This is a genomic window from Rhodopirellula sp. J20-39 (genome assembly GCF_057365095.1).
Genome location: NZ_CP195123.1, coordinates 5,652,702 through 5,672,482 on the forward strand (window position 1 = coordinate 5,652,702; position 19,781 = coordinate 5,672,482).

Consider the following 19,781-nt stretch of genomic DNA (forward strand, 5'->3'; position numbering starts at 1 on the left):
TGCGTCGGCATTTGGGAATACAAGACAAGCATGGATCAAGATACACGCAACAAACTGCAGCGAGCCACTCAACAGGTTCGGCGAATTCTGGAAGAGGAATTTGCCGAGCAGTTGGAAGGTACGTTCGATGTGCTCCCCGATGGCAAGATTTTGCCTGAGCCGGGAAAGCACCTCGATGCGCGGCAGCGACTGACTCGGCAAAAGCTGGTCGACGCGATTGAGCACATCAAAGCACATGGGAAAACGCCACAACAGGCTGTTGAAGAATATACCCGCGAAGCAGCTTTCACATTCCTCAATCGGTTTGTTGCGCTGCGAATGTTGGAATCGCGAGGAATGCTGCAGGAGTGTGTCTCTAAAGGGGACGCTTCAGGCGGTTTCAAAGAATTCTGCGGGCTTGCTCCGGGATTATCGAGTTTGGACGACGGGGGTTACCGGCTGTATCTGGAATGCTTGTTTGATGAGCTAACCGTTGAAGTCAAAGTATTATTTGATCGGAGAGATCCAGCCAGTCTGATGTGGCCGCGGCGGGGTGCACTGACCGAATTGCTGGACATTCTGGGCCAAACCGACCTGGCGGACGTTTGGAGTGAAGACGAAACGATTGGCTGGGTTTACCAGTACTTCAACAGCGGCGAAGAGCGGAAGAAGATGCGTGAGGAGTCGCAGGCTCCGCGCAACAGTCGTGAACTAGCCGTACGCAACCAGTTCTTTACACCTCGCTACGTTGTCGAATTCCTGACCGACAACACGCTGGGCCGAATCTGGTACGAGATGCGAAAAGGTGAAACGCGGTTGGACGATAAGTGCCAGTATTTGGTTCGCCGTCCAAGCGAAGTATTTCTGAATGAAGGCCAGGAAGCGCCGTCCGACGACGCCGAGCAAGATTTCAGCCAAGAAGAACTGCTCAAGAAGACGGCCTACATCCCGCACCGACCGAAGAAAGACCCGCGAGAGCTCAAGATACTTGACCCGGCCTGTGGCAGCGGGCACTTTCTGTTGTACGCATTCGACTTGTTGATCTCGATTTACGACGAAGCCTGGCACGACGAAGCAAGTCCGAAGTCGGAAGTCACCGGGCGGCGTCTGCGAGACGACTATATCGACCTTCAGCAGCTTCACGCGGCGTTACCAGGGCTGTTACTGGCTCACAATTTACATGGAATTGACATCGACCCACGTGCGGCTCAGATCGCTGCATTGGCGCTGTGGATGCGTGGTCAACGGGCCTTCAATGAGTTTCAGATCGCGCGAGAACAACGACAACCGATTTCGCGGTCGAATATCGTCTGTGCCGAGCCGATGCCGGGCGAAGCGGCGTTTCTGGATGAGTTCATCGCCGAGCACCTGTCGGACGATGCCGAAGGCCGGTTCTTGGCGAGTCTAGTGCGGAAAGTCTTCGAGGTGATGAAGCTGGCGGGCGAAGCCGGATCGCTGCTGATGATCGAAGAAGACATAGCCGAGGAAGTCGCGAAAGCCAAGAAGCAGTGGTTGAAACGCCCGGAGTTCAACCAGCAAACTTTGTTCGACGCCAGTCCGAAGACCGTTCAACAGCAGCTCGACTTGACCCTCGGTATTACGGATGAGTCATTTTGGGACGAAGCTGAGACTAGGATCTACGATGCGCTCGGTCGGTATGCAGAAAGAGCCGAGGGAATCGGTTATCAACGCAGCCTATTTACTGCCGATGCGGCACGAGGTTTCGCCTTCATTGATCTTTGCCGGACTCGATACGACGTGGCGATCATGAATCCGCCATTCGGTGAGCCGACGATACCGTCTCGGAAGTATCTTTATCAATGCTTACGCAGCTCAACTCAAGATATATTTGCGGCATTCGTCGAGCGATTCGCTAGCAGATTGTCACACGGGGGACGCGTTGGAGTGTTATCGAGTCGTCTTGCTTTGTTTAAAGACCTGCTCAAAGACTGGCGCAAGCAAGTGTTATTAGGCGGCATCACTCACCTTCGAGTTGCAGCTGACCTTGGATATGGAGTACTTGATGGTGCAGTTGTTGAAGCGGCGGCATATGTTAGTGAGTCGAGTTGCCTTGACGATGCCTCTGCCGACTTCATTTCGGTTTTACACACAGATACAAAATCGGAATCGCTATTGAGGTCGGTGAGCCACGTAAGGGAAGGAACTGAGGCTGCAAATTGTTTTACACATAGTCTCTGTGGCTTTTTGAACTTGCCAGCTCAGATCGTCGCTTACTGGTGCTCTGATGGTTGGCTGAGACGCGTGGAGAGTTGGAAATCGGTATCCGACTTTGGCGTTGTTGCTAAGAAAGGCCTTGAGACAGGCGACGATTTTCAAATGCTGAGGCTCTTCTGGGAGGTGCCTCACAACTCTTTGGCAAGTTTCCGCCAATGGACCTTGTACAGCAAAGGCGGTCCATACCGTCCTTTGCACTCGAACATTTATTTGGTGTTCGACTGGCGTATATTGGCTAACGCCCGGCGAACATCAAACAGCGATTTATACGGCAGGGTGGGATTGACTTATACGGAGAGGACGACGAGTAATTTTGCCGCCCGCTTACTTCCGTCAGACGCGATAATTAGTCCAAAGGGTCCCGGAATCTATCCAGCGAAAACGGGAAACCTCTGGGGACTCCTTGGGATTCTTAACTCATCCGTAACCGCTTTCTATCTGGAGCTATTCGTTGGGGGTGGCGATACGTCAGCACCAGGAACGGCAGCCCGCGATTTTTCACCGACTTTTATTGAACGCATGCCCGTTCCAGAGAAGTTTGATGACTTGCAGCATGAAATCGCCGAACGCGTCAAGCTGGCTTATGACAGACTTGAAAGCTTCCGTTTCGGAGAGGAAGCGCCGTTCGCGCGTCTGGAACCGTTCGTATCGGGAACGATCGTCGAGGACGCTGAACGCATCTACCTCGCCTACGAAGGTGCGGTCGTTGACTCACTTAAGTTGTTGTCGGCGGTAGACGAGGAAGTGAAGCTCGCATACGGACTCTCCGCCACAGAGCGAAAAGAATTGTGTGGCATGTTGGGTAGAGATTGGGGAGAGAGTCGGGAGCTAGCATCGACGGATCATAAAGCAGTCGTAGAAATTCTTCAGGGTTCAGGTGCGGGATCAGACGAGGAAGATGCGTCCCAGAGTCGCGGTGACACAAAGCTGTGTTTCCTGGTCGACAAGAGTTACGAGAAAGCCGCATCTGACCTGCAGCTTGGGTTCAGTCATGTTGCCCATATCAGGAAACAAAGCAAGTGGTTTCCGAAGGAGATCTACGAAGCTCGCGCCAAAGAAATAGCTTCGCAAGGTTTCGCTTCAGCATTTAAACGGATGCTCTTCTGGCGACCGGAAGCGGGAGTGTTACCAGAAGAGCAGGGCCAATCCTTGAGCAGTCTATTGAATGAGATTGACAGTGAGGTGTTGGATATTTTGGTCGACGACTCAGGCCATCCGCGCGATGTAATCGAAAGAGTGTCCCGCAATCTAGAGGAGCACTCGCGACAGGTTGACGAAGTTTACCAAGAACTCGCCACTTTGTTGAAGACGAAGTCAGTTCGGGATTACTATCGAAAGTCGTTTTTTGTTGATCATATCGCTCGATATTCAAAGAGCCGTCGCAAAGCCCCGATCTACTGGCAGCTTGCGTCTCCATCGGCTTCCTACTCGGTCTGGCTGTACTACCACCGATTCACGCGAGACACACTTTTCCAAGTGCTTAATGAGTACGTCAGACCTAAGCTCGACCATGAACGGCAGAAGCTCGAACGATTGCGAAGTGAAGCCGGTGCTGAGCCAACTCGATCGCAGCGGAAGGCGATCGAAAACCAGGAAAAGTTCGTCGCTGAACTTTCAACCATGGTCGAAGAGGTCGAGCGGATCGCCCCCTTGTCGAATCCTGACCTCAATGACGGCGTGATTATCAACTTCGCCCCGCTCTGGCGTCTCGTCCCGCAGAACAAGTCGTGGCAAAAGGAATGCAAGAAGGTTTGGGACAAGTTAGTTAAGGGGGAATATGACTGGGCCCACCTCGCCATGCATCTCTGGCCCGAACGCGTTGTCCCCAAGTGCGTCACCGACTCCAGTCTCGCCATCGCTCACGGTTTAGAGGAAATCTTCTGGGTTCAGGACGACAGAGATCGCTTTCAGCCGAAAGAGGAACCGGAAGGCGGGTGGGATCCGGTCGTCAAGAAGCTGGTTGATGAACGAACCAGTCCCGCGGTCAAGGCTGCCTTGGAGAGTCTGCTCACCGCACCAGCCCCGGCTGGAAACAGCAAGTCCAGACGGCGGAAGGCAACCACATAATGAACGACCTACACGAACACTTGATGCAGAGCCTTGCCGAACGTTTGAAAAAGCGTCATGTGGTGACGTGGTACGATCCTCGCCGCGAGTTCACTACCTTCATTGCTGAATTGGCGGGTGGAGCCGCCCCGGAAACGTGCAAGATCGATTCAATCGAAGTTTCGGGGAAAAGTACAAGCCTTTGCGTGATGCAGGAGTCTTTCTTCGAGGCCAAGTTTGCCGCAGAGACGTGCGTTGCGGGTGATCATCCCGATCCGTTGCTGATCTACATTCCGGGCAAAGATCGCCACGACGACTCGGCTATCCTGATGGAGCTCGAAGCGGGCGGAGACCGCTGGGAACCGCAACTGAAACGCGAAGCTCGCCGCGTCCTGAAGAAACGATTCGGTGATGGCCAGATCGACCAGATGCTCGGTTCACCAAATGTCACCTACCAGGACATCGTCGGACTGCTGGAAGGCGGCGGTAACGAGCATGCTTCGGGATCGTTGCTCGAAGTCATCTACAGTGAAGCCAAGGGAAGTAATGCGGCTGTTTTAGCTGCATGGCTCGCTGGAACGCATCGAGATGCGGACATTGTCGACAAAGGAGCGAAACAGGAACTCTTTCAGCTGATTAAATCCCGTTTGGGCCTTGAGTTACCAGCAGATGCCGAACTGGAAGATGCTCGCAAGAAGGTATGTCGATACGTGCTTCTCGGCGAATTCCGCAAAGACTTGAAAGGCGATCCTCCTGCGTCCCTGAATATGGTGAGCCAACCGGCCACTAAGCAGCTGGAATTGGTGCTGGAGGTTGCCAAGTCCGTTCGGGAAACTCACGCGAAATACTACGTCAAGATTGCAGATGATATTCAACAGGAACTGCATCTGGACTCGCTTGGCATCGCTCCCGAGAAACTTGGAACCATCGACACGTTTCGGTTTGAGGAACAGGTCCTGCTGGAGCACGTCGGCAACCTGATCGTCGCTGGCAAGTTTGCCGATGCGCACGATGTGGTCAAACATCGACGACTCAGCTTTTGGGCCCTGCACCAACTTGAACGTCAGGAGCAATGGCAAGCCTACGGATTGGCCGCACAGTTGAGCATGGCTGTCGCCGAAGTCACCAAGCAGTTGCCGGACTCAAAGAAAACCGTTGTCAATTGGACCGAGGGCTACGTTGCCGAAAACGGCTGGCATCGCATTGACCGACTGCATCGACAATTGGAATCAACGCTCGCCGCCATGACGGACACGATCGCTTCCGAGAGGGTTGTGCATCGAGTCCGAAAAGACTACGAATCGCTCGTCGACAAAATGACCACTGGGTTCGTATCGGCGTTCAAGGAGTCCGGCTGGTCGATTCCGGGTGTCCTGCAGCAAACTCAAATCTACAGCAAGGAAGTTCACAGCCCCAGCGAGACTGTCTGCTTCATCCTTGTCGATGCCCTGCGCTATGAAATGGGCGTCGAGCTGATGAGCCTGTTGGAGAACGCCGAGCAACTGAGCGTTCAACCCGCCATCGGGGCGATTCCCACAATCACGCCCATTGGCATGGCCGCTTTAATGCCGGACGCGGAAGAGTCTTTCTCCGTCGTCGAATGTGGTAAGGACATCGGAGCGAAAATCAACACGTCGGTCGCAGGCTCGCTGAATGATCGACGCAAAGTCTGGAAAGGCAAAGTCCCCGACGTTGTCGACCTGGAACTGGACAAGGTGCTGAGCCATTCCAATTCGCAACTTCAAAAGAGAATCGCCGGTGCTCCATTGCTTCTCGTCCGTAGTGTTGAGATCGACGCAATGGGTGAAGGCGGAAACACGTTCCTTGCCCGACAAGTGATGGACACCGCCATCAACAACGTTGCCAGGGCGATCAAGCGTCTCGCCGGAATGGGAATCGCCAAGTTCGTGGTCGCAGCCGACCACGGACACCTATTCATCCACGAACGGGACGAATCCGAGCGAATCGAAAAGCCGGGTGGAGAACAGGTTTCCCTTCACCGCCGCTGCTGGGCAGGCCGAGGTGGCTCCACGCCGCCATCCACCGTGCGGATTTCCGCTTCGCAGTTGGGGTATGCCTCAGATCTGGACTTCGTCTTTCCGACAAATAATTCCGTGTTCAAAGCCGGTGGCGATCTCGCTTATTACCACGGAGGCCTGAGCCTGCAGGAATTGCTGGTGCCGGTCCTCTCGATTCGGATGCCCGCTCAAGTCGAAGCTCAGTCATTAGACATAAACATCACATTGACGAAAGTGCCGGAGAAGATTGCGAATCGCATCGTGACGTTCGGTGTCGTGGCCGAGAACTCACTGTTTTCCGAAGACAGCTTCTCAGTGCGTCCTGTGCTGCTCCACAACGGGCAGCATGTGGGACACGTCGGCATGGTGCTGGATGCTGAACACGAGGCCTCCACGCAGACCGTGCGAATGAAACCAGGGACATCCTGCACCGTCGGCGTGCAGCTTCTTCGGGACGATGTCGATAGCGTCGAGATCGTGGTTCTTGATCCAGAGACGGACCGGATACTCGCGAAATCAAACAAGATTCCAGTCAAGCTTGGAATCTGAGGGGATAAACAGAAATATGACATCCGAAGAAACATCGATCGGCCAGGACGGCCTGGACCAAAAGCTGACTCAAGCCTTCGACGGCAAAGTCGTGCGTAAGGACCTCGTCCGAAAAGTGAAGGTGGGTGCGAACGTCCCGGTCTTCGTGCTGGAGTTCTTGCTCGGTAAATACTGTGCTTCCTCCGACGAGATGGCCATCCAAATGGGCCTGAAGGTCGTGAACGACACATTGGCGGAAAACTACATCCGTCCCGATGAGTTCATGAAGGCTCAGTCCAAGGTTGAACAGCTTCAGGGCGGCACGCACACATTCATCGACAAGGTCAAGGTTCGACTCGCCGACTCGGAGTATTGGGCGGAGCTTAATAACTTTAATCACAGATTCGTCCATATCTCGCCACAGTATGTACGGGACTATGACCGGCTGCTGACTGGTGGCGTTTGGTCCCAGGTCGATATGCGACACGAATACGACGAGGAAACCAAGGGCAAGAATCCGTTTTGGATCAGCAAACTCCAGCCGATTCAAATCGCATCGTTCGATATGGATGAATACCGTACGGGTCGTGCCGCCTTTTCATCGGAGGAGTGGGTTGACGTCGTGTTGCGGACGATGGGCTACGAACCTGATGTGATGGAGCGTCGCCTGAAGATGCTCTTTCTGACGCGTCTGATTCCGCTCACCGAACGAAATTTCAACTTGGTGGAGCTCGGACCGCGAGGAACCGGTAAAAGCTACGCAGTTCAGGAACTCTCACCGTATGGCGCGTTACTTACCGGCCCGACGACTGTCGCCAATATGTTCGGCCACATGTCGGGTAAGCAGAAGGGGATGGTGACGATCTGGGATGTGGTCGCCTTCGACGAAGTGGCCGATCTGCAGAAGATGCCCAAGGAAGTCATCACGACGATGAAGACTTACTGCGAATCGGGCCAGTTTCAACGAGGCAAAGAAGCCGATACCGGTGACGCCAGTATCGCGATGTTTGGCAACACCAACCAGCCGATTGACGTCATGGTCCAACGGGGCCATCTGTTCGAACCCATGCCGGACGTCATCCGTGATGACATGGCGTTCATCGACCGGCTGCACTACTACCTGCCCGGCTGGGAAGTTCCCAAGATGCGTCCGGACCTGTTCACCAGCCATTACGGGTTCGTCGTCGATTACTTCGCCGAAGCTCTCCGGGCACTGCGAAAGCACAACTTCACCGAGACGCTGGACAAGCACTTCACACTCGGCAGTCACCTGAACACGCGGGACCAGAAAGCAGTCCGTAAGACAGTGTCTGGCTTGATGAAGGTGATCTACCCGCACGGAGACGTTTCCAAAGAAGAGCTTGGAGAATTGGTGGAATTCGCCGTCGAGGGCCGTCGCCGCGTCAAAGAGCAACTCAAGAAGATGGGCTCTTTCGAGTATCACCAGACTTCATTCAGTTATGGTGACAAAGAAACTGGCGAAGAGAAATTCGTAGGTGTTCCTGAACAGGGTGGACGAGACTTAGTTGCGGCGGATCCTCTGGCACCCGGATCGGTTTATGCTGGAACGGTTGGCGCGGACGGAACCGTTGGGCTTTTCCGTCTGGAGATCACGCTGACTTCTGGCACAGGCAAACTCAAGGTGGCCGGTGGAGTCCGCGGATCAATGAAGGAATCGATCAACCGAGCATTTAGCTACCTGGCGTCGAAGAAAGTCGAGTTCGGAATGGGCAAGGACATCGACACCTCGGATTTCCACGTCGAATCGATCGACTTGCTAAACAACGGTGTGGCAGGCGAGATTGGCACCGCATTTTTCGTTGCCGCCTTCTCAGCGTTGCGTAGTACACCTGTCACGGCGGCCACGCTGGTCCTGGGGGATATGAGCATCCAAGGCAATATCAAAGAAGTCAGATCGCTCACCGAGCCACTCCAACTGGCAATGGACAATGGCGTTAAACGCGCCTTGGTACCGATCGCCAATAAACGTCAGTTCCTCGAGGTCAGTGGCGACATCATGGAACACGTCGACCCCGTCTTCTACGGCGACCCTAAAGCCGCCGCGTTCAAGGCACTCGGAATGAACTGAGATATTTCCGCCGTAGCTTGAGGACCGAAAAAATGGGAAAGCGACTGGACATATAAATGACCGAAGAATCTAAGATTTGCAACACGTGTGGGAAGCGGCTTCCGCTATCTCGTTTTGGACTCCTGAAAGGGAAATACCACCGGAACAAGTGCAAGAAATGCACAAATGCAAAATCTACGAAGCTATGCGGTAGGTGTGGTGAGACCAAGCACAAGTCGGAGTACGGCCCGCGATGGCCTCACAGCGACCGAAAAGGTGTTCACCCCTGGTGCAACGACTGTTGTACGAAGGACACCACCAAGGTCTGCCCAAGCTGTGAGCAGAAAAAGCCAAAGACCGAGTTTTATGTGCGAAATCGCCGAACGAGAAAACTCCATTCACACTGTAAGGTCTGCACCGACCAGCGTTCGATCGCGTTCGCCAAGGCCAATCCTGAAAAAGTCAAGCGATATGACCGGAATAAAGCACTTCGCGCTCTAGGTTTGGAGCCGGAAGACTATGAGCAGATACTTCACAACCAGGGCGGGGTCTGCAAATTGTGCGGTTCTGATGACCCGGGTGCGGGCAACGAAAACTTTGCCGTTGATCACGATCACGATACTGACGCAGTGCGCGGAATCCTTTGCGCGAGATGTAATTGGGCATTAGGACATTTCGGAGATAACGTGAGCGGCATCGAGCGAGTGATCGAATACTTGGATGCCCGAAGGTACCCGAACATTCACAACAGAAGCAGACTATCCGATTTTAGCAGCGGAACGACACAGTACTATCGAAACAAACAATATCTGCGATTGTACGGAATCGGAATTCGAGAGTTTGAGCAAATGATGGATTCGCAGAACGGACATTGTGCTATCTGCGGCACAACGGACCCAAAGGGTCGCGGTAAGTTCTGTGTCGATCACGATCACGAAACCAAAGAGATACGGGGCGGCTTATGCTACCCGTGCAATGCAGCACTCGGAACGCTTGGCGACACAAAAGATGCATTGGAGCGGGTCTTGCTCTACATGCGGTAGGCGTGCACGACGCTGGCGTGCTACCAGGATAATCCGTGCATTACGTTAGAGCTTTTGCAAGCTTGCGATATCTACAGAATCCGTTTGCCCACCGCATTTGCAGTGGGGTTCGACACTCCGGCTCGAAGACCTTCGGCGTTTCCACTGAGGTGGCCTGGGTTTTGGGGGCCACGCGTCCTCTTATTCTAGCAGGGGACCGTTAAGCGGTTGCCCGCCGAAGACATTGCCTTCGTGTATCTGCTCGAGTCGACTGGATTGGGTTCTTGATAACATTGGAAAGCTCTTTACTCGCTCGTCTGTGAATGTGACTTGTGCGTTCGGAGAGATAGACGCGATGGTGTCCTGAGGTTTCGCACCAAACTAAAAGTTTTGAGAAATCAGGATCGCGAGCGACGCCAACGACTCCTAGCGAAACGTGGTCGCATCCGAGACTGGTAGGTAGGTTATGAACTCAAAAGTGTCAGACATCTCGCAACTGAATATCGCGCGTTCGGAGCGATAGCAAATGCAGCACTTCATATTGAGTCGCCAAGCGAAACGGATACGCTGATTTCAGGAACCGGAGTGGTTCGCGTAGGAACACGAACTGTGATTTGCCGACGCACCAATGCTGAGGAAAGCCGTTTCCAACTATTTCTCTAGAGTTTGAATTCGAGGAAACTATGCGTGAGCTGATTACACGTTCGTGGACAACAGACTGGATTGGATCTCTCCCGGTGCTGTCTATGAACTTGACGACGGTTTAAAATGGGAGGTCATCTACCAGGGGTTTCGAAAAGGCCTCGGGGTTCGAAAGCAGGTGACCGTTATACGCAGTCGAGGTCGATTTCGCATGAAACCCAAGGGCGAGGGGAAAAGCTACTCGGTCAGACCAATCGTGCTACCAAACCACGCCCCGATCCCCATGCCAAGAAGCACGGATGATCAACTGATGGCCTGCTTGCTCACGGACCTGAGCAGAGAGATTGCCATTCGTATGCAGTTGAGCAAGCAAGATGTGAGAGTCGAATAGCCAGGATCTAAAGGGGGATCCCGCTAGCTCATCTGAGATGCCTCAACACATTTTGTTTGGCAATTCGCTTCGAATGCATTCCTAATCGCTAAATCCCCCGCCTAGTTGCGCTACATAAAGGTGACGGTGGCGATGTAGCTACCGCGACTACCTATTTCTCGTTTGAAGGAACGGAGGTGCGGCGATGTCGCATGTGGTGCAGATTGAGACTCAGGTTCGCGATGCTAAGGCGGTGCGGGCTGGGTGCGTTCGGCTAGGACTCGATGAGCCGGTCGAAGGCGAAGTGAAGCTGTTTAGCAAGACGGTGTCCGGGCTTGCGGTGCAGCTTCGCGATTGGCGGTATCCGATTGTCTTTGACTTGGCTTCGGGGCAGTCGCGATTCGACAACTACCAAGGGCATTGGGGAAAGCAGGAACGTCTCGACGAGTTCCTGCAGGCCTATGCGGTCGAGAAGACGAAGATCGAAGCCCGGCGTCAATGCTACTCCGTTGTTGAGCAACCGCTTGAGGACGGATCGATCAAGCTTGCCCTCACCGTCGGAGCGGCAGGATGAAAACCATCGAAGTCATCGTCAGCCCCGACGGATCTTCGCGGGTCGAGACGAACGGTTTCGCAGGATCGGATTGCCGACAAGCGAGCGAGTTTGTCGAACACGCTCTTGGCTCGCGATCAAGCGAACGCTTGAAGCCTGAGTTCCATCAGGCAACCACGGAAGCCCAACAACAAGCCCGGCAGTGATCCTTCACCGATCACTGACTGGGCTTTTCTTTTGTCTATTCACAAGCCTTTTTAGCTATTCAAAAACTAATGGAGAACAGTCCATGACACTGAATCAACGTCTAAGTGAACTTGTCCGGGCCTGCTTTGCAGGAATCTGGATCGAGTCTCACGAGCATCAAGACGCGATCGCCGAGCTGGCATCGCTCTGTAACGAAGAAGGCTGGCGACTCGTTACGTGGGATATCGAACGAGGGCTGCGTGGTGCGAGTGGTTCGCCACTGGAAGTTGAAGCCAACGATCCGCTATCCGCGGTGCGGGCGATCGCTTCGCTGGCCGACGGAGACACTCCTTCGATTGTCGTGCTGCAGAACTTCCACCGGTTCATGCAGTCGGCCGAGATCGTTCAGGCGATTGCTCGCGCGATCGATGAGGGCAAGCAGCGACGAGGCTTCGCCGTGATCCTGAGTCCTGTCGTGCAGTTACCCGTGGAGCTTGAAAAGCTGTTTGTCACGGTGAAGCACACACTACCCAGTCGAGAGCAATTGCTTGAGGTGGCTGCGGGCATTGCAACGGAGGACAGTGAGATGCCTGAAGGCCATCAGCTTGACGCCGTCTTGGATGCGGCGGCAGGCTTGACCAGGTATGAGGCCGAAGGGGCGTTCAGTCTGTCGCTAGTTCGCGACGGTCGGTTAACCCCTGAATCGATCTGGGAGCTCAAGACTCAGGCGGTCGAGAAGTCGGGCTTGCTGAAGATCCATCGTGGCCACGAAACCTTTGATTCGCTCGGCGGTCTCGAAGCGTTAAAGACGTTCTCGCGCCGCGCGATGCTGCGTCGGGGAGACGCGAATTTGAACGCCCGCGGGGTGATGTTGTTGTCACCCCCGGGGTGCGGCAAGTCCGCGTTCTGCAAGTGCCTGGGCAATGAGGTCGGGCGTCCGGTGGTGATGCTCGACATCGGTAGCTTGATGGGATCGCTCGTCGGACAGTCCGAAGAACGAACCCGTCAGGCTTTGGCCGTAGTGGATGCTATGGCGCCGTGTGTGCTCATGATCGACGAGGTCGAGAAAGCGTTCGCGGGAGCGTCCGGTGGCGGAGCGAACGACAGCGGCGTGTCGTCCCGGATGATGGGCACGTTTCTGACCTGGCTGAACGATCATGAGACTGATGTGTTCGTCGTCTGCACTGCGAACGATGTGCAGCGGTTGCCGCCCGAGTTCAGTCGAGCGGAACGCTTCGACGGCGTGTTCTTCGTTGATCTTCCTGGACGCGTTCAGAAGGATGAGATCTGGAGTCTGTACCGTGGCGTGTTCTCAATCGATCCGGCCGATCCTCGACCCAATGACGAACAGTGGACCGGGGCGGAGATCAAGTCGTGTTGTCGCTTGGCGGCACTGCTGGATATGCCACTTGGTCAGGCCGCCGAGAATATCGTCCCGGTGGCGGTGACCTCTTCGGAGCCCATTGAGCGTCTTCGCCAATGGGCAGATGGTCGTTGCCTGTCTGCGGATGCTCCGGGCTTGTACCGGGGCGCCAATCGCCGGGCCAAGCGTCGACAAGTCAGCAGTTCACCGTCAATGAACTGAGGACAGGTCTGAATTTTTGCCGAGGTGCGCGCCGAGGGACGTCCCTCGGCAGGTCTTTGTTTACTCATCAACGAACCCTAACCAAGGAGTAAGTCTTGTCACCTTTACTGATCGTGTGTCTGATCCTCTCATTGTGTTTGACGATAGCAGCCTGTTCACTCTGGCATTGTCGGCGCAAGCAGCGAGCTCTTCAGGCACTTCTTCATCGTCTATTGCAGAAGGAGTTCTATCATGCCGAGTCCGAGCCTCGCGATGTGGCCGACTAACCGTTGTCCGACGCCAATTCTCATCTTTGTGTTGTCGATGATGCTGATCGGTGTCGGGTGTTCTGGTCGTCAATTGACCGACGCGCAGTTCGTGGGGCTGCATCAAGACCTACAGTCCGAACGAACTACGCTCGCTTATCAGCGAGATCAACTGGAAGCCGACCGGCGAAAGTGGGATGAGCGTGAACGCGGCGAACCGATCCTGGCCGCTGCAATCACCTCGTCGGTCCTGCTGCTCGCCTGCATCTCGCCTTTGCTTCTGATCGCCTTTTTGCTCTTACCTCGCCGGCAAGAGTCGGAAGCGGAAGCTGCATGCGAGGTGATCCTGGACGAGATGACGCCACGCCGCCAGCCGGATGATGGCTCATCGCCTACTAGACTTCCACCTGCTGGGAGCAATCGACGCCTCGTCGCTGACGAGTGATGACACCCGGCGTGACCGTGTGTTTGAAGCTTGAAGACCAATCGTTTTGTTTTTACTCAACGCCCCGCCGGCTATTTCAGCCAGTGGGGCGTTTTTCGTTTGTCTATCCACTTAGAACCTGAAGGAAGAATTTGATGATTACTACGTTGAAAGATTCCGCCGCTGGCCGTGAGTCGACCACGATCGACAACCCGCTGGCCAGTGTCGGCGAACGGTTGCAGACTGAAACGACCGCTGTGCGTCTGCAGATTCACTGGCCGAGCGTCCGCAAGACGCTTAGCAGTGACCAACGGCGCCAGGCAGCCGGGACGTTCGATGCCGATTCAAAGTCGGTGTCGGCGACCAAGAAGCTGATCGACACCAGCCACCCGACCTTCCGGGCGGCGACCGCGGTTCGCAAGCAGGCCGCTGACTACTGGAAAGGCAACACGTTGCCATACACCGAACCCGGGATGCGGCTCATTCGCCGCGGGGATGTCGCGTCGTTCGACGTGTTCATGACCTCGGTGCGGGCGGAGCTGGATTCTGCGGTCGAGCAACTGGAGATCCACTATGACGAGCTTATTGATCAGGCTCGCGGGCGGCTGGGGGACCTGTTCGATCCGTCGGATTACGACGTCAACCTGCGTCGGCTGTTCGGGATCGAATGGGACTACCCTAGTTGTGAGCCCCCGGCTTACCTGTTGCAGGTCAGTCCAAGCTTGTACTACAGCGAGTGTGCCCGTGTGCAGCGCCGGTTTGATGAGGCAGTGAAGCTGGCCGAACAGGCCTTCGCAGATGAGCTGGAGCAACTGGTTAGTCACCTGGCCGAACGGCTCAGCGGCGACGAGGATGGATCCCCTAAGGTGTTTCGGGACTCGGCGGTCAGCAACTTGCTGGAGTTCTTCGATCGGTTTCAGCGTCTCAATATTCGTTCCGACGATCAACTCGATCGGCTTGTTGCGGATGCTCGGGGGATCGTCAGTGGCGTTCAGCCGCAACAACTGCGTGACGAGTCTGGCGTCCGCCGGCGTGTGGCAAGCGAACTTTCGCGGGTGGAAGCTTCGCTCGAAGGCTGGATGACGGACCGTCCGCGCCGCAGCATTCTGAGACGATCGAAGTGATGGATCGCGAAATCGACGTTGTCGTTCTTCCAAGTGGTGACGCGCGGATGATCTACAACGAGATGCTGGACGGACGCTCGCTTGGCGTTGCGTCGGTCCGGCGTGGCTCATACGTGGAGCCGACAGCCAGCGGCCAGTGGACCGCCGACCTTTCCCCGGTCGGTGGTCCGGTGCTGGGACCGTTTGAACATCGCAGTGTTGCGATCAGCGCCGAGGTCGATTGGCTTCGGCGGCACTGGTTACCCAGTGGAAGTTTTCAATCTCAACCCAACGCAAATGAAGGAGACCCACCATGTCTACACGACTGAGTGTCGGTGTGGCCCGTAAGATCGGCCAACCCAACTTCAGCAGTGCCAGTGCGACGTGCCAGATCGAACTCGAGCTCGATGACACGCTGTTAGCAGGCCATCCTGATGCCATCAGTGAACGGATCCGACGGACGTTCGATCTGTGTCGCAGGGAAGTGGAACATGAGCTGTCCGGTAATAGGGAGAGTCATGTGACTGTGCATGGACGTGTCAACGGAAGCTCGCCGCAACCGAGCGGTGACTCTCGGCGATCAGCCACATCGAACTCAAGAGTCCGCCCGGCAACGGAAGCACAGATCCGTGCGATGCACGCGATCGCATCGAAGGCAAACGTTCGTCTTGCTAGTGAACTCGACGGTGAGTTCGGAGTGCCAACGCCAACCAGTCTAACGATCACTCAAGCCAGCGAGATGATCGAAAAGCTGAAGAGCTTGCTGCCGACAGATTGACCCGTTCGACAGGGTCGTCAGAGAGCCGCATCGAGAGTGGAATCGTTCCGCTCTCGCGGCTTCTTTTTTTAGCTCCCCACGATCTAAGCTGTTGCTGACACCGCAACAAGACGCCCCTCGCATAAGTCGTAACTTTCGCGAGTAGGGCGGATCATTTCCATTTAGCCGTAATATGCCGAAACGGAACCGGTTCCAACCGTTTTAACGTCAATTTGCATCCCAACGGAGTTGTTGCGTCTTTGCCGGCAATATTCGATTCGTAAAACCCGATTCGTTCGGCAATTTACGGTGTTCCTCATGTGGAGGTCGGTTTCACTACTGTCAGGCACAATCGCAAAACGCAACAGGTTAACGCCCTGCAATCCGGAAAACCACCTTTTCCACTGGACATTCGTTTACAATCGATTGTTTTCGGCTCTTCGGAGGGGGCATTTGACACTGTATGTATGACAGTAGTTTCTGCCCTTTTCAACTTCAGTCGGGAAGGGCAGCTTACGCAACAAGCTGGCTGTTGTTGCGGGACGCGACACGAGCCGAAATGCCTTTGAAGATCGCTTCGCGTACCATCTCCGGCGTCGCTCTTCCTTGCAGGATGCAGCGATCGGCGTCCGCGATTCGAGCTTTACGTTCGGCGACACGCTCCCACCGACTGATTGCCACCGGCGGAGGTGTGATACATGCTACCGCGAACAGAATATCCAGAACGAGCGTCTTCATCGACTTTTGTTCGCCAGACTCTAGTCGTGAGATTGTTGAGACGTTGCATCCGCAATACAACGCGAGTTGTCGCATCGAAGGGTAGGGATGAAAGTTGGGACGATATTCGCGACCGCGTTGCTTGCAAGAAGCGAGGAAGCTTCTGAGGCGTTCATCCGCGGAAAGCCTAGCCTGCTTGTCACTCCATTCCGCGTCACGAGCCTCCACATACCGCAACTTTCTGACTGCGTCGAAGACTTCCTCCATCGAATACTGGACGGGCAGCTTGCTCGGCCCGATCCTATCGAGATGCAGTCTAGATCTCCTGAAATCCCTGAGGCATTCCCTGCAGTGCGACTTCAACTCCTCTCGACAATCAATGTTGCACTGCCTTGCTTCATCGAGCGTGAGGTCTTCCTGCGGAACCCGCTCTATGAAAATGTCGGCCTTCGCTACATGTGCTGCGAACAAGATGTCCAGGCCGAGGATGACAAGCCCTTCTTCGTCAACACCGATGTGGTATCCAGTCGGATTTCTAACAATTCGCTCGACTAGATATTCGAATTCGATAGGCTCCAAAGGAGGAAGCTCATCGCAGACGGGGTGGACGCCCGAGAGCACTGGCTCCCTAGCGAAGATTACATCACTTTCCTCAGGGATGTCGTGGCGCAGTTCGATTTCTGGCTTCGTGCTAAACATGGATTGTTGCCTTTCAAGAAGTTGCTGGTAGTTCAAGACACACACGCTGGGACGGCCGAAGCCACCGCGGCAGCTAACTGCCTAGGGACGTAACTCGGTTGTTGCGTGTTTGAGTCCAGTGTGATGGGAGTTGCGTGAACGCAAAATTTGCGGTCCACGCAACAAGTCGAAATCTATTGGACCGCCCGACACCGAAGTGGAGACCAGCTACCGCTGTCGTCCTCGCCCAGAAAACCATCGCAGATTGTGACGGCGAGACTTCCGAGCGGATGTGTAGACGTCGCCGCCGAAGACCGCCCCCGCAATGCGTCGGAAGTAGCCACCGATATAAGCCAATGAAATAGCTCAACCTGTCTCGGTGGCCCCGCGCCTAGTTTTGTGACCGAGCGAACGCTCCGTAAATTCTCCAATCAGTTCGTCTCGTTGTGCCTCACTCAAATGCATCCGTATGCACTCAGCGAAGATCGCGGCCGGAGTGGTGGATTTTGTGGTGTTTTCGCCGTCGCCTTCTAAAAACCCCGCAATTCCCGTGTCGGGGAAGTCCTGCCGGGGGAGCTTTCGAGTGGCAACCAGAGAAATCGGGTTGCCGATAGCCGCAATTCGCGGCTTTTTTTGTGCGTGTTGTTTGCCTTCGGGTGACTCGTCTTATCCGGCACAAATGACGGGTGTTCAAATGCCTGACCGGAAACCACCCCGCAACGACGATCCCGGCGGGCTGGAACGTTCCCGTCTAATCAGAGCCATGCGACAAACGATGGCCGATCGAATCATCGAGACCTGTCGCTTGGCCGACTCAGCGATGGCGATGGCCCGATCACTGATCGCCGCTCAGCATCCGGATTGGTCTTCAAGCCAGGTACGTGACGAGCTCCGACGTCGCAATGACATGTCGAGACGACGAGCCGAGAAGGATGTCTATCGCCCCGTCAAACCTTCATGACCCTCTCGTATGGTCATGCAGAGGAAGTGCTTGCACGAATGGTGGCGTCGCTCAACGACCTGCACCTGCCGTTCATCCTCGTGGGTCCCTTCTCAGTCAACGCATACGCGGCTCCACGCAGCACGAAAGACGCGGACATTGAGGTCTCTCTTCACAGGGTCTTCTAAGGGCTTCTGAGGGGTCAGGCCTCTCTGTTGAGTCCTGAGTGACATTCGGTGGAGATGAGATCATCGAACGAGGGGAACGTTGCACTCTGAATTGAGTGAATTTTAGAAAAACCACGTCGGATTTACATCTAAGAAGCCTGACCCCTTAGATTGCATCCTCAAGAAGGCTATCACGATGGCTCAGTCCAGCGATACTCAGAAACGACAACGCACGACTCGCCGTCTGAAGGCCGTCACCTGCGAAGAAATCATGAAAGAAACCGCTGCCTACTATGATGTCAACGAAGCAGATTACATCGGTTTTCGCAGTGCCGCCGCGGGGCGTGATATCGCGGCATTGTTATGTCGTCGTTGGACGGGCGAGCCACTTTCGAAACTATCGGAACGCTTCGGACTGTCTCATCCCGATAGCGCATCGAACCTTGTTCGCCGTGCCAAGAAGCGAGAGACGGAGTCGAAGTCCTACCGCAAAGCGATCCAAGAAATCGAGTACAATCTAGACCTGGAAACCGAAAACCTAGCCTGATTCCCGCGAAGCGATCGCCTAGGGACGCCCCATGAAAATGCAACATCTGCTCATCACCGCTACCTGCTGCTTCGTCAGCCTGCTTGCCTTTGAAAGGGCAACGGCGGATATCGTTTCCGGATCACCGAAAAAGGTTACGCCGGTCGCCGGCGCGGTCGCTTCTCGATCCGCTCCAATCCGCGTCGCCTGTATCGGCGACAGCATCACCTATGGGTTCGGTCTCAGGAACCCAGCGAAGGACAGCTATCCCGCGCAGCTCCAGGCGTTGCTGGGCGATCGATACAAGGTCGGCAATTTCGGAAAGAACGGCGCCACCGTTTTGAAAAAAGGCCACGCCCCATACTGGAAGACACCTCAATATAAAGCAGCGCTTAAATTTAAGCCGGATGTGGTGGTCATCATGCTGGGAACTAATGACACCCGGCCTCAGAATATTGGTAAACACAAGGCGGAGTTTGTTCCAAACTATGTGGAATTGATCCACCGTTTCCAAAGCCTGGAAAGTAAGCCGACGGTGTGGATTTCCTATTCTGTTCCCATTTATACGGAACACAAAGGGATGACCAATTCGGTGCTCAAAAACGAAATACTCCCGCTGGTGGAAGCGGTTTCTCAAAAGGCGGGCGTCAAGGTGATCGACCTCAATACCGTTCTGGTCAATCAACCGGACCTGTTTCCCGATGGGATTCATCCCGGCCCTGACGGGGCAGGCATCATCGCCAAAACCGTCGCCGCTTCCATTCCGCAATGGGAGAATAAATGATGGGAACACGACATCTACTAACCACATTAACCTGCTGCCTCGTCAGGCTGTTTGCCAATGAAACGGCAACGTTTGCCCAGGATGCAACGCCTTCGCAAGCGGCCAGGCGGGTCAAAAAGTCCCCTGGTTACGCGGCTTCAGTTCCGACCACCACTCTGTCCGGCATTCGTTACGGGGCGCATGAGCGGCACGTCCTTGATTTTTGGAA

At 54.9% G+C, this 19,781-nt stretch carries 16 protein-coding genes; 15 read left to right on the top strand and 1 reads right to left on the bottom strand.

Annotation, left to right across the window (positions count from 1 at the left end; translation table 11 throughout):
- The first annotated feature begins 30 nt into the window (after positions 1–30).
- The 11 genes from ACR3ZL_RS20490 (at position 31) to ACR3ZL_RS20540 (ending at position 15,782) form a co-directional block, all read left to right on the top strand.
- Positions 31–4,281: an Eco57I restriction-modification methylase domain-containing protein gene (locus ACR3ZL_RS20490; protein WP_473651237.1), complete on the top strand. Its 4,251-nt coding sequence runs from the start codon at positions 31–33 to the stop codon at positions 4,279–4,281.
- Positions 4,281–6,827, top strand: a complete 2,547-nt coding sequence (locus ACR3ZL_RS20495; protein ID WP_473651236.1) for a PglZ domain-containing protein — start codon at positions 4,281–4,283, stop codon at positions 6,825–6,827. Before ACR3ZL_RS20490 ends, ACR3ZL_RS20495 begins: the two co-directional genes overlap by 1 nt.
- Positions 6,828–6,843: 16 nt before the next feature.
- Positions 6,844–8,895, top strand: coding sequence for a protease Lon-related BREX system protein BrxL (gene brxL / locus ACR3ZL_RS20500; protein WP_473651235.1), 2,052 nt, complete (start codon positions 6,844–6,846; stop codon positions 8,893–8,895).
- Between the two features lie 56 nt (positions 8,896–8,951).
- Positions 8,952–9,917 carry an endonuclease VII domain-containing protein gene (locus tag ACR3ZL_RS20505; protein WP_473651234.1) on the top strand — a complete coding sequence of 322 codons (966 nt, stop codon included), beginning with the start codon at positions 8,952–8,954 and terminating at the stop codon, positions 9,915–9,917.
- 1,196 nt (positions 9,918–11,113) lie between these two features.
- Positions 11,114–11,482, top strand: a complete 369-nt coding sequence (locus ACR3ZL_RS20510) for a hypothetical protein (RefSeq protein ID WP_473651233.1) — start codon at positions 11,114–11,116, stop codon at positions 11,480–11,482.
- Positions 11,479–11,667: a DUF2997 domain-containing protein gene (locus tag ACR3ZL_RS20515; RefSeq protein ID WP_473651232.1), complete on the top strand. Its 189-nt coding sequence runs from the start codon at positions 11,479–11,481 to the stop codon at positions 11,665–11,667. The genes ACR3ZL_RS20510 and ACR3ZL_RS20515 overlap by 4 nt, the downstream gene beginning before the upstream one ends.
- A gap of 83 nt (positions 11,668–11,750) precedes the next feature.
- Positions 11,751–13,232 (top strand): AAA family ATPase, encoded by a 1,482-nt coding sequence (locus ACR3ZL_RS20520; protein ID WP_486172926.1) that lies wholly within the window; start codon positions 11,751–11,753, stop codon positions 13,230–13,232.
- Positions 13,233–13,463: 231 nt separating this feature from the next.
- Positions 13,464–13,922 (top strand): membrane or secreted protein, encoded by a 459-nt coding sequence (locus ACR3ZL_RS20525; protein WP_473651231.1) that lies wholly within the window; start codon positions 13,464–13,466, stop codon positions 13,920–13,922.
- A 134-nt stretch (positions 13,923–14,056) separates the two neighbouring features.
- Positions 14,057–15,025 carry a hypothetical protein gene (locus ACR3ZL_RS20530; protein ID WP_473651230.1) on the top strand — a complete coding sequence of 323 codons (969 nt, stop codon included), beginning with the start codon at positions 14,057–14,059 and terminating at the stop codon, positions 15,023–15,025.
- A complete protein-coding gene (locus ACR3ZL_RS20535) occupies positions 15,025–15,333 on the top strand; it encodes a hypothetical protein (RefSeq protein ID WP_473651229.1) in 309 nt (102 codons plus the stop codon). Before ACR3ZL_RS20530 ends, ACR3ZL_RS20535 begins: the two co-directional genes overlap by 1 nt.
- Positions 15,318–15,782 (top strand): hypothetical protein, encoded by a 465-nt coding sequence (locus tag ACR3ZL_RS20540; protein ID WP_473651228.1) that lies wholly within the window; start codon positions 15,318–15,320, stop codon positions 15,780–15,782. The genes ACR3ZL_RS20535 and ACR3ZL_RS20540 overlap by 16 nt, the downstream gene beginning before the upstream one ends.
- Positions 15,783–16,274: 492 nt before the next feature.
- Here the strand turns inward: ACR3ZL_RS20540 and ACR3ZL_RS20545 are convergent, their stop codons facing one another.
- Positions 16,275–16,499, bottom strand: coding sequence for a hypothetical protein (locus ACR3ZL_RS20545; protein WP_473651227.1), 225 nt, complete (start codon positions 16,497–16,499; stop codon positions 16,275–16,277).
- 288 nt (positions 16,500–16,787) lie between these two features.
- On the opposite strand from ACR3ZL_RS20545, the gene ACR3ZL_RS20550 reads away from it, so the two are divergent.
- From ACR3ZL_RS20550 to ACR3ZL_RS20565, 4 genes are all read left to right on the top strand, one after another.
- Positions 16,788–17,033 carry a hypothetical protein gene (locus ACR3ZL_RS20550; RefSeq protein ID WP_473651226.1) on the top strand — a complete coding sequence of 82 codons (246 nt, stop codon included), beginning with the start codon at positions 16,788–16,790 and terminating at the stop codon, positions 17,031–17,033.
- 886 nt (positions 17,034–17,919) lie between these two features.
- Positions 17,920–18,117 carry a hypothetical protein gene (locus ACR3ZL_RS20555; RefSeq protein WP_473651225.1) on the top strand — a complete coding sequence of 66 codons (198 nt, stop codon included), beginning with the start codon at positions 17,920–17,922 and terminating at the stop codon, positions 18,115–18,117.
- Positions 18,118–18,459: 342 nt separating this feature from the next.
- Positions 18,460–18,810, top strand: coding sequence for a hypothetical protein (locus ACR3ZL_RS20560; protein WP_473651224.1), 351 nt, complete (start codon positions 18,460–18,462; stop codon positions 18,808–18,810).
- Between the two features lie 31 nt (positions 18,811–18,841).
- A complete protein-coding gene (locus ACR3ZL_RS20565; protein ID WP_473651223.1) occupies positions 18,842–19,573 on the top strand; it encodes a DUF459 domain-containing protein in 732 nt (243 codons plus the stop codon).
- Positions 19,574–19,781 lie beyond the last annotated feature (208 nt).

What these genes read in the sequence shown, in the direction of transcription:
- brxL (WP_473651235.1), top strand. Translation starts at nt 6,844, where the DNA reads ATGACATCCGAAGAAACATCGATCGGCCAGGACGGCCTGGACCAAAAG.
- ACR3ZL_RS20545 (WP_473651227.1), bottom strand. Translation starts at nt 16,499, where the DNA reads ATGAAGACGCTCGTTCTGGATATTCTGTTCGCGGTAGCATGTATCACA.
- ACR3ZL_RS20495 (WP_473651236.1), top strand. Translation starts at nt 4,281, where the DNA reads ATGAACGACCTACACGAACACTTGATGCAGAGCCTTGCCGAACGTTTG.
- ACR3ZL_RS20515 (WP_473651232.1), top strand. Translation starts at nt 11,479, where the DNA reads ATGAAAACCATCGAAGTCATCGTCAGCCCCGACGGATCTTCGCGGGTC.
- ACR3ZL_RS20510 (WP_473651233.1), top strand. Translation starts at nt 11,114, where the DNA reads ATGTCGCATGTGGTGCAGATTGAGACTCAGGTTCGCGATGCTAAGGCG.
- ACR3ZL_RS20535 (WP_473651229.1), top strand. Translation starts at nt 15,025, where the DNA reads ATGGATCGCGAAATCGACGTTGTCGTTCTTCCAAGTGGTGACGCGCGG.
- ACR3ZL_RS20550 (WP_473651226.1), top strand. Translation starts at nt 16,788, where the DNA reads ATGCAGTCTAGATCTCCTGAAATCCCTGAGGCATTCCCTGCAGTGCGA.
- ACR3ZL_RS20525 (WP_473651231.1), top strand. Translation starts at nt 13,464, where the DNA reads ATGCCGAGTCCGAGCCTCGCGATGTGGCCGACTAACCGTTGTCCGACG.
- ACR3ZL_RS20520 (WP_486172926.1), top strand. Translation starts at nt 11,751, where the DNA reads ATGACACTGAATCAACGTCTAAGTGAACTTGTCCGGGCCTGCTTTGCA.
- ACR3ZL_RS20555 (WP_473651225.1), top strand. Translation starts at nt 17,920, where the DNA reads ATGCGACAAACGATGGCCGATCGAATCATCGAGACCTGTCGCTTGGCC.
- ACR3ZL_RS20565 (WP_473651223.1), top strand. Translation starts at nt 18,842, where the DNA reads ATGAAAATGCAACATCTGCTCATCACCGCTACCTGCTGCTTCGTCAGC.
- ACR3ZL_RS20530 (WP_473651230.1), top strand. Translation starts at nt 14,057, where the DNA reads ATGATTACTACGTTGAAAGATTCCGCCGCTGGCCGTGAGTCGACCACG.
- ACR3ZL_RS20560 (WP_473651224.1), top strand. Translation starts at nt 18,460, where the DNA reads ATGGCTCAGTCCAGCGATACTCAGAAACGACAACGCACGACTCGCCGT.
- ACR3ZL_RS20505 (WP_473651234.1), top strand. Translation starts at nt 8,952, where the DNA reads ATGACCGAAGAATCTAAGATTTGCAACACGTGTGGGAAGCGGCTTCCG.
- ACR3ZL_RS20540 (WP_473651228.1), top strand. Translation starts at nt 15,318, where the DNA reads ATGTCTACACGACTGAGTGTCGGTGTGGCCCGTAAGATCGGCCAACCC.
- ACR3ZL_RS20490 (WP_473651237.1), top strand. Translation starts at nt 31, where the DNA reads ATGGATCAAGATACACGCAACAAACTGCAGCGAGCCACTCAACAGGTT.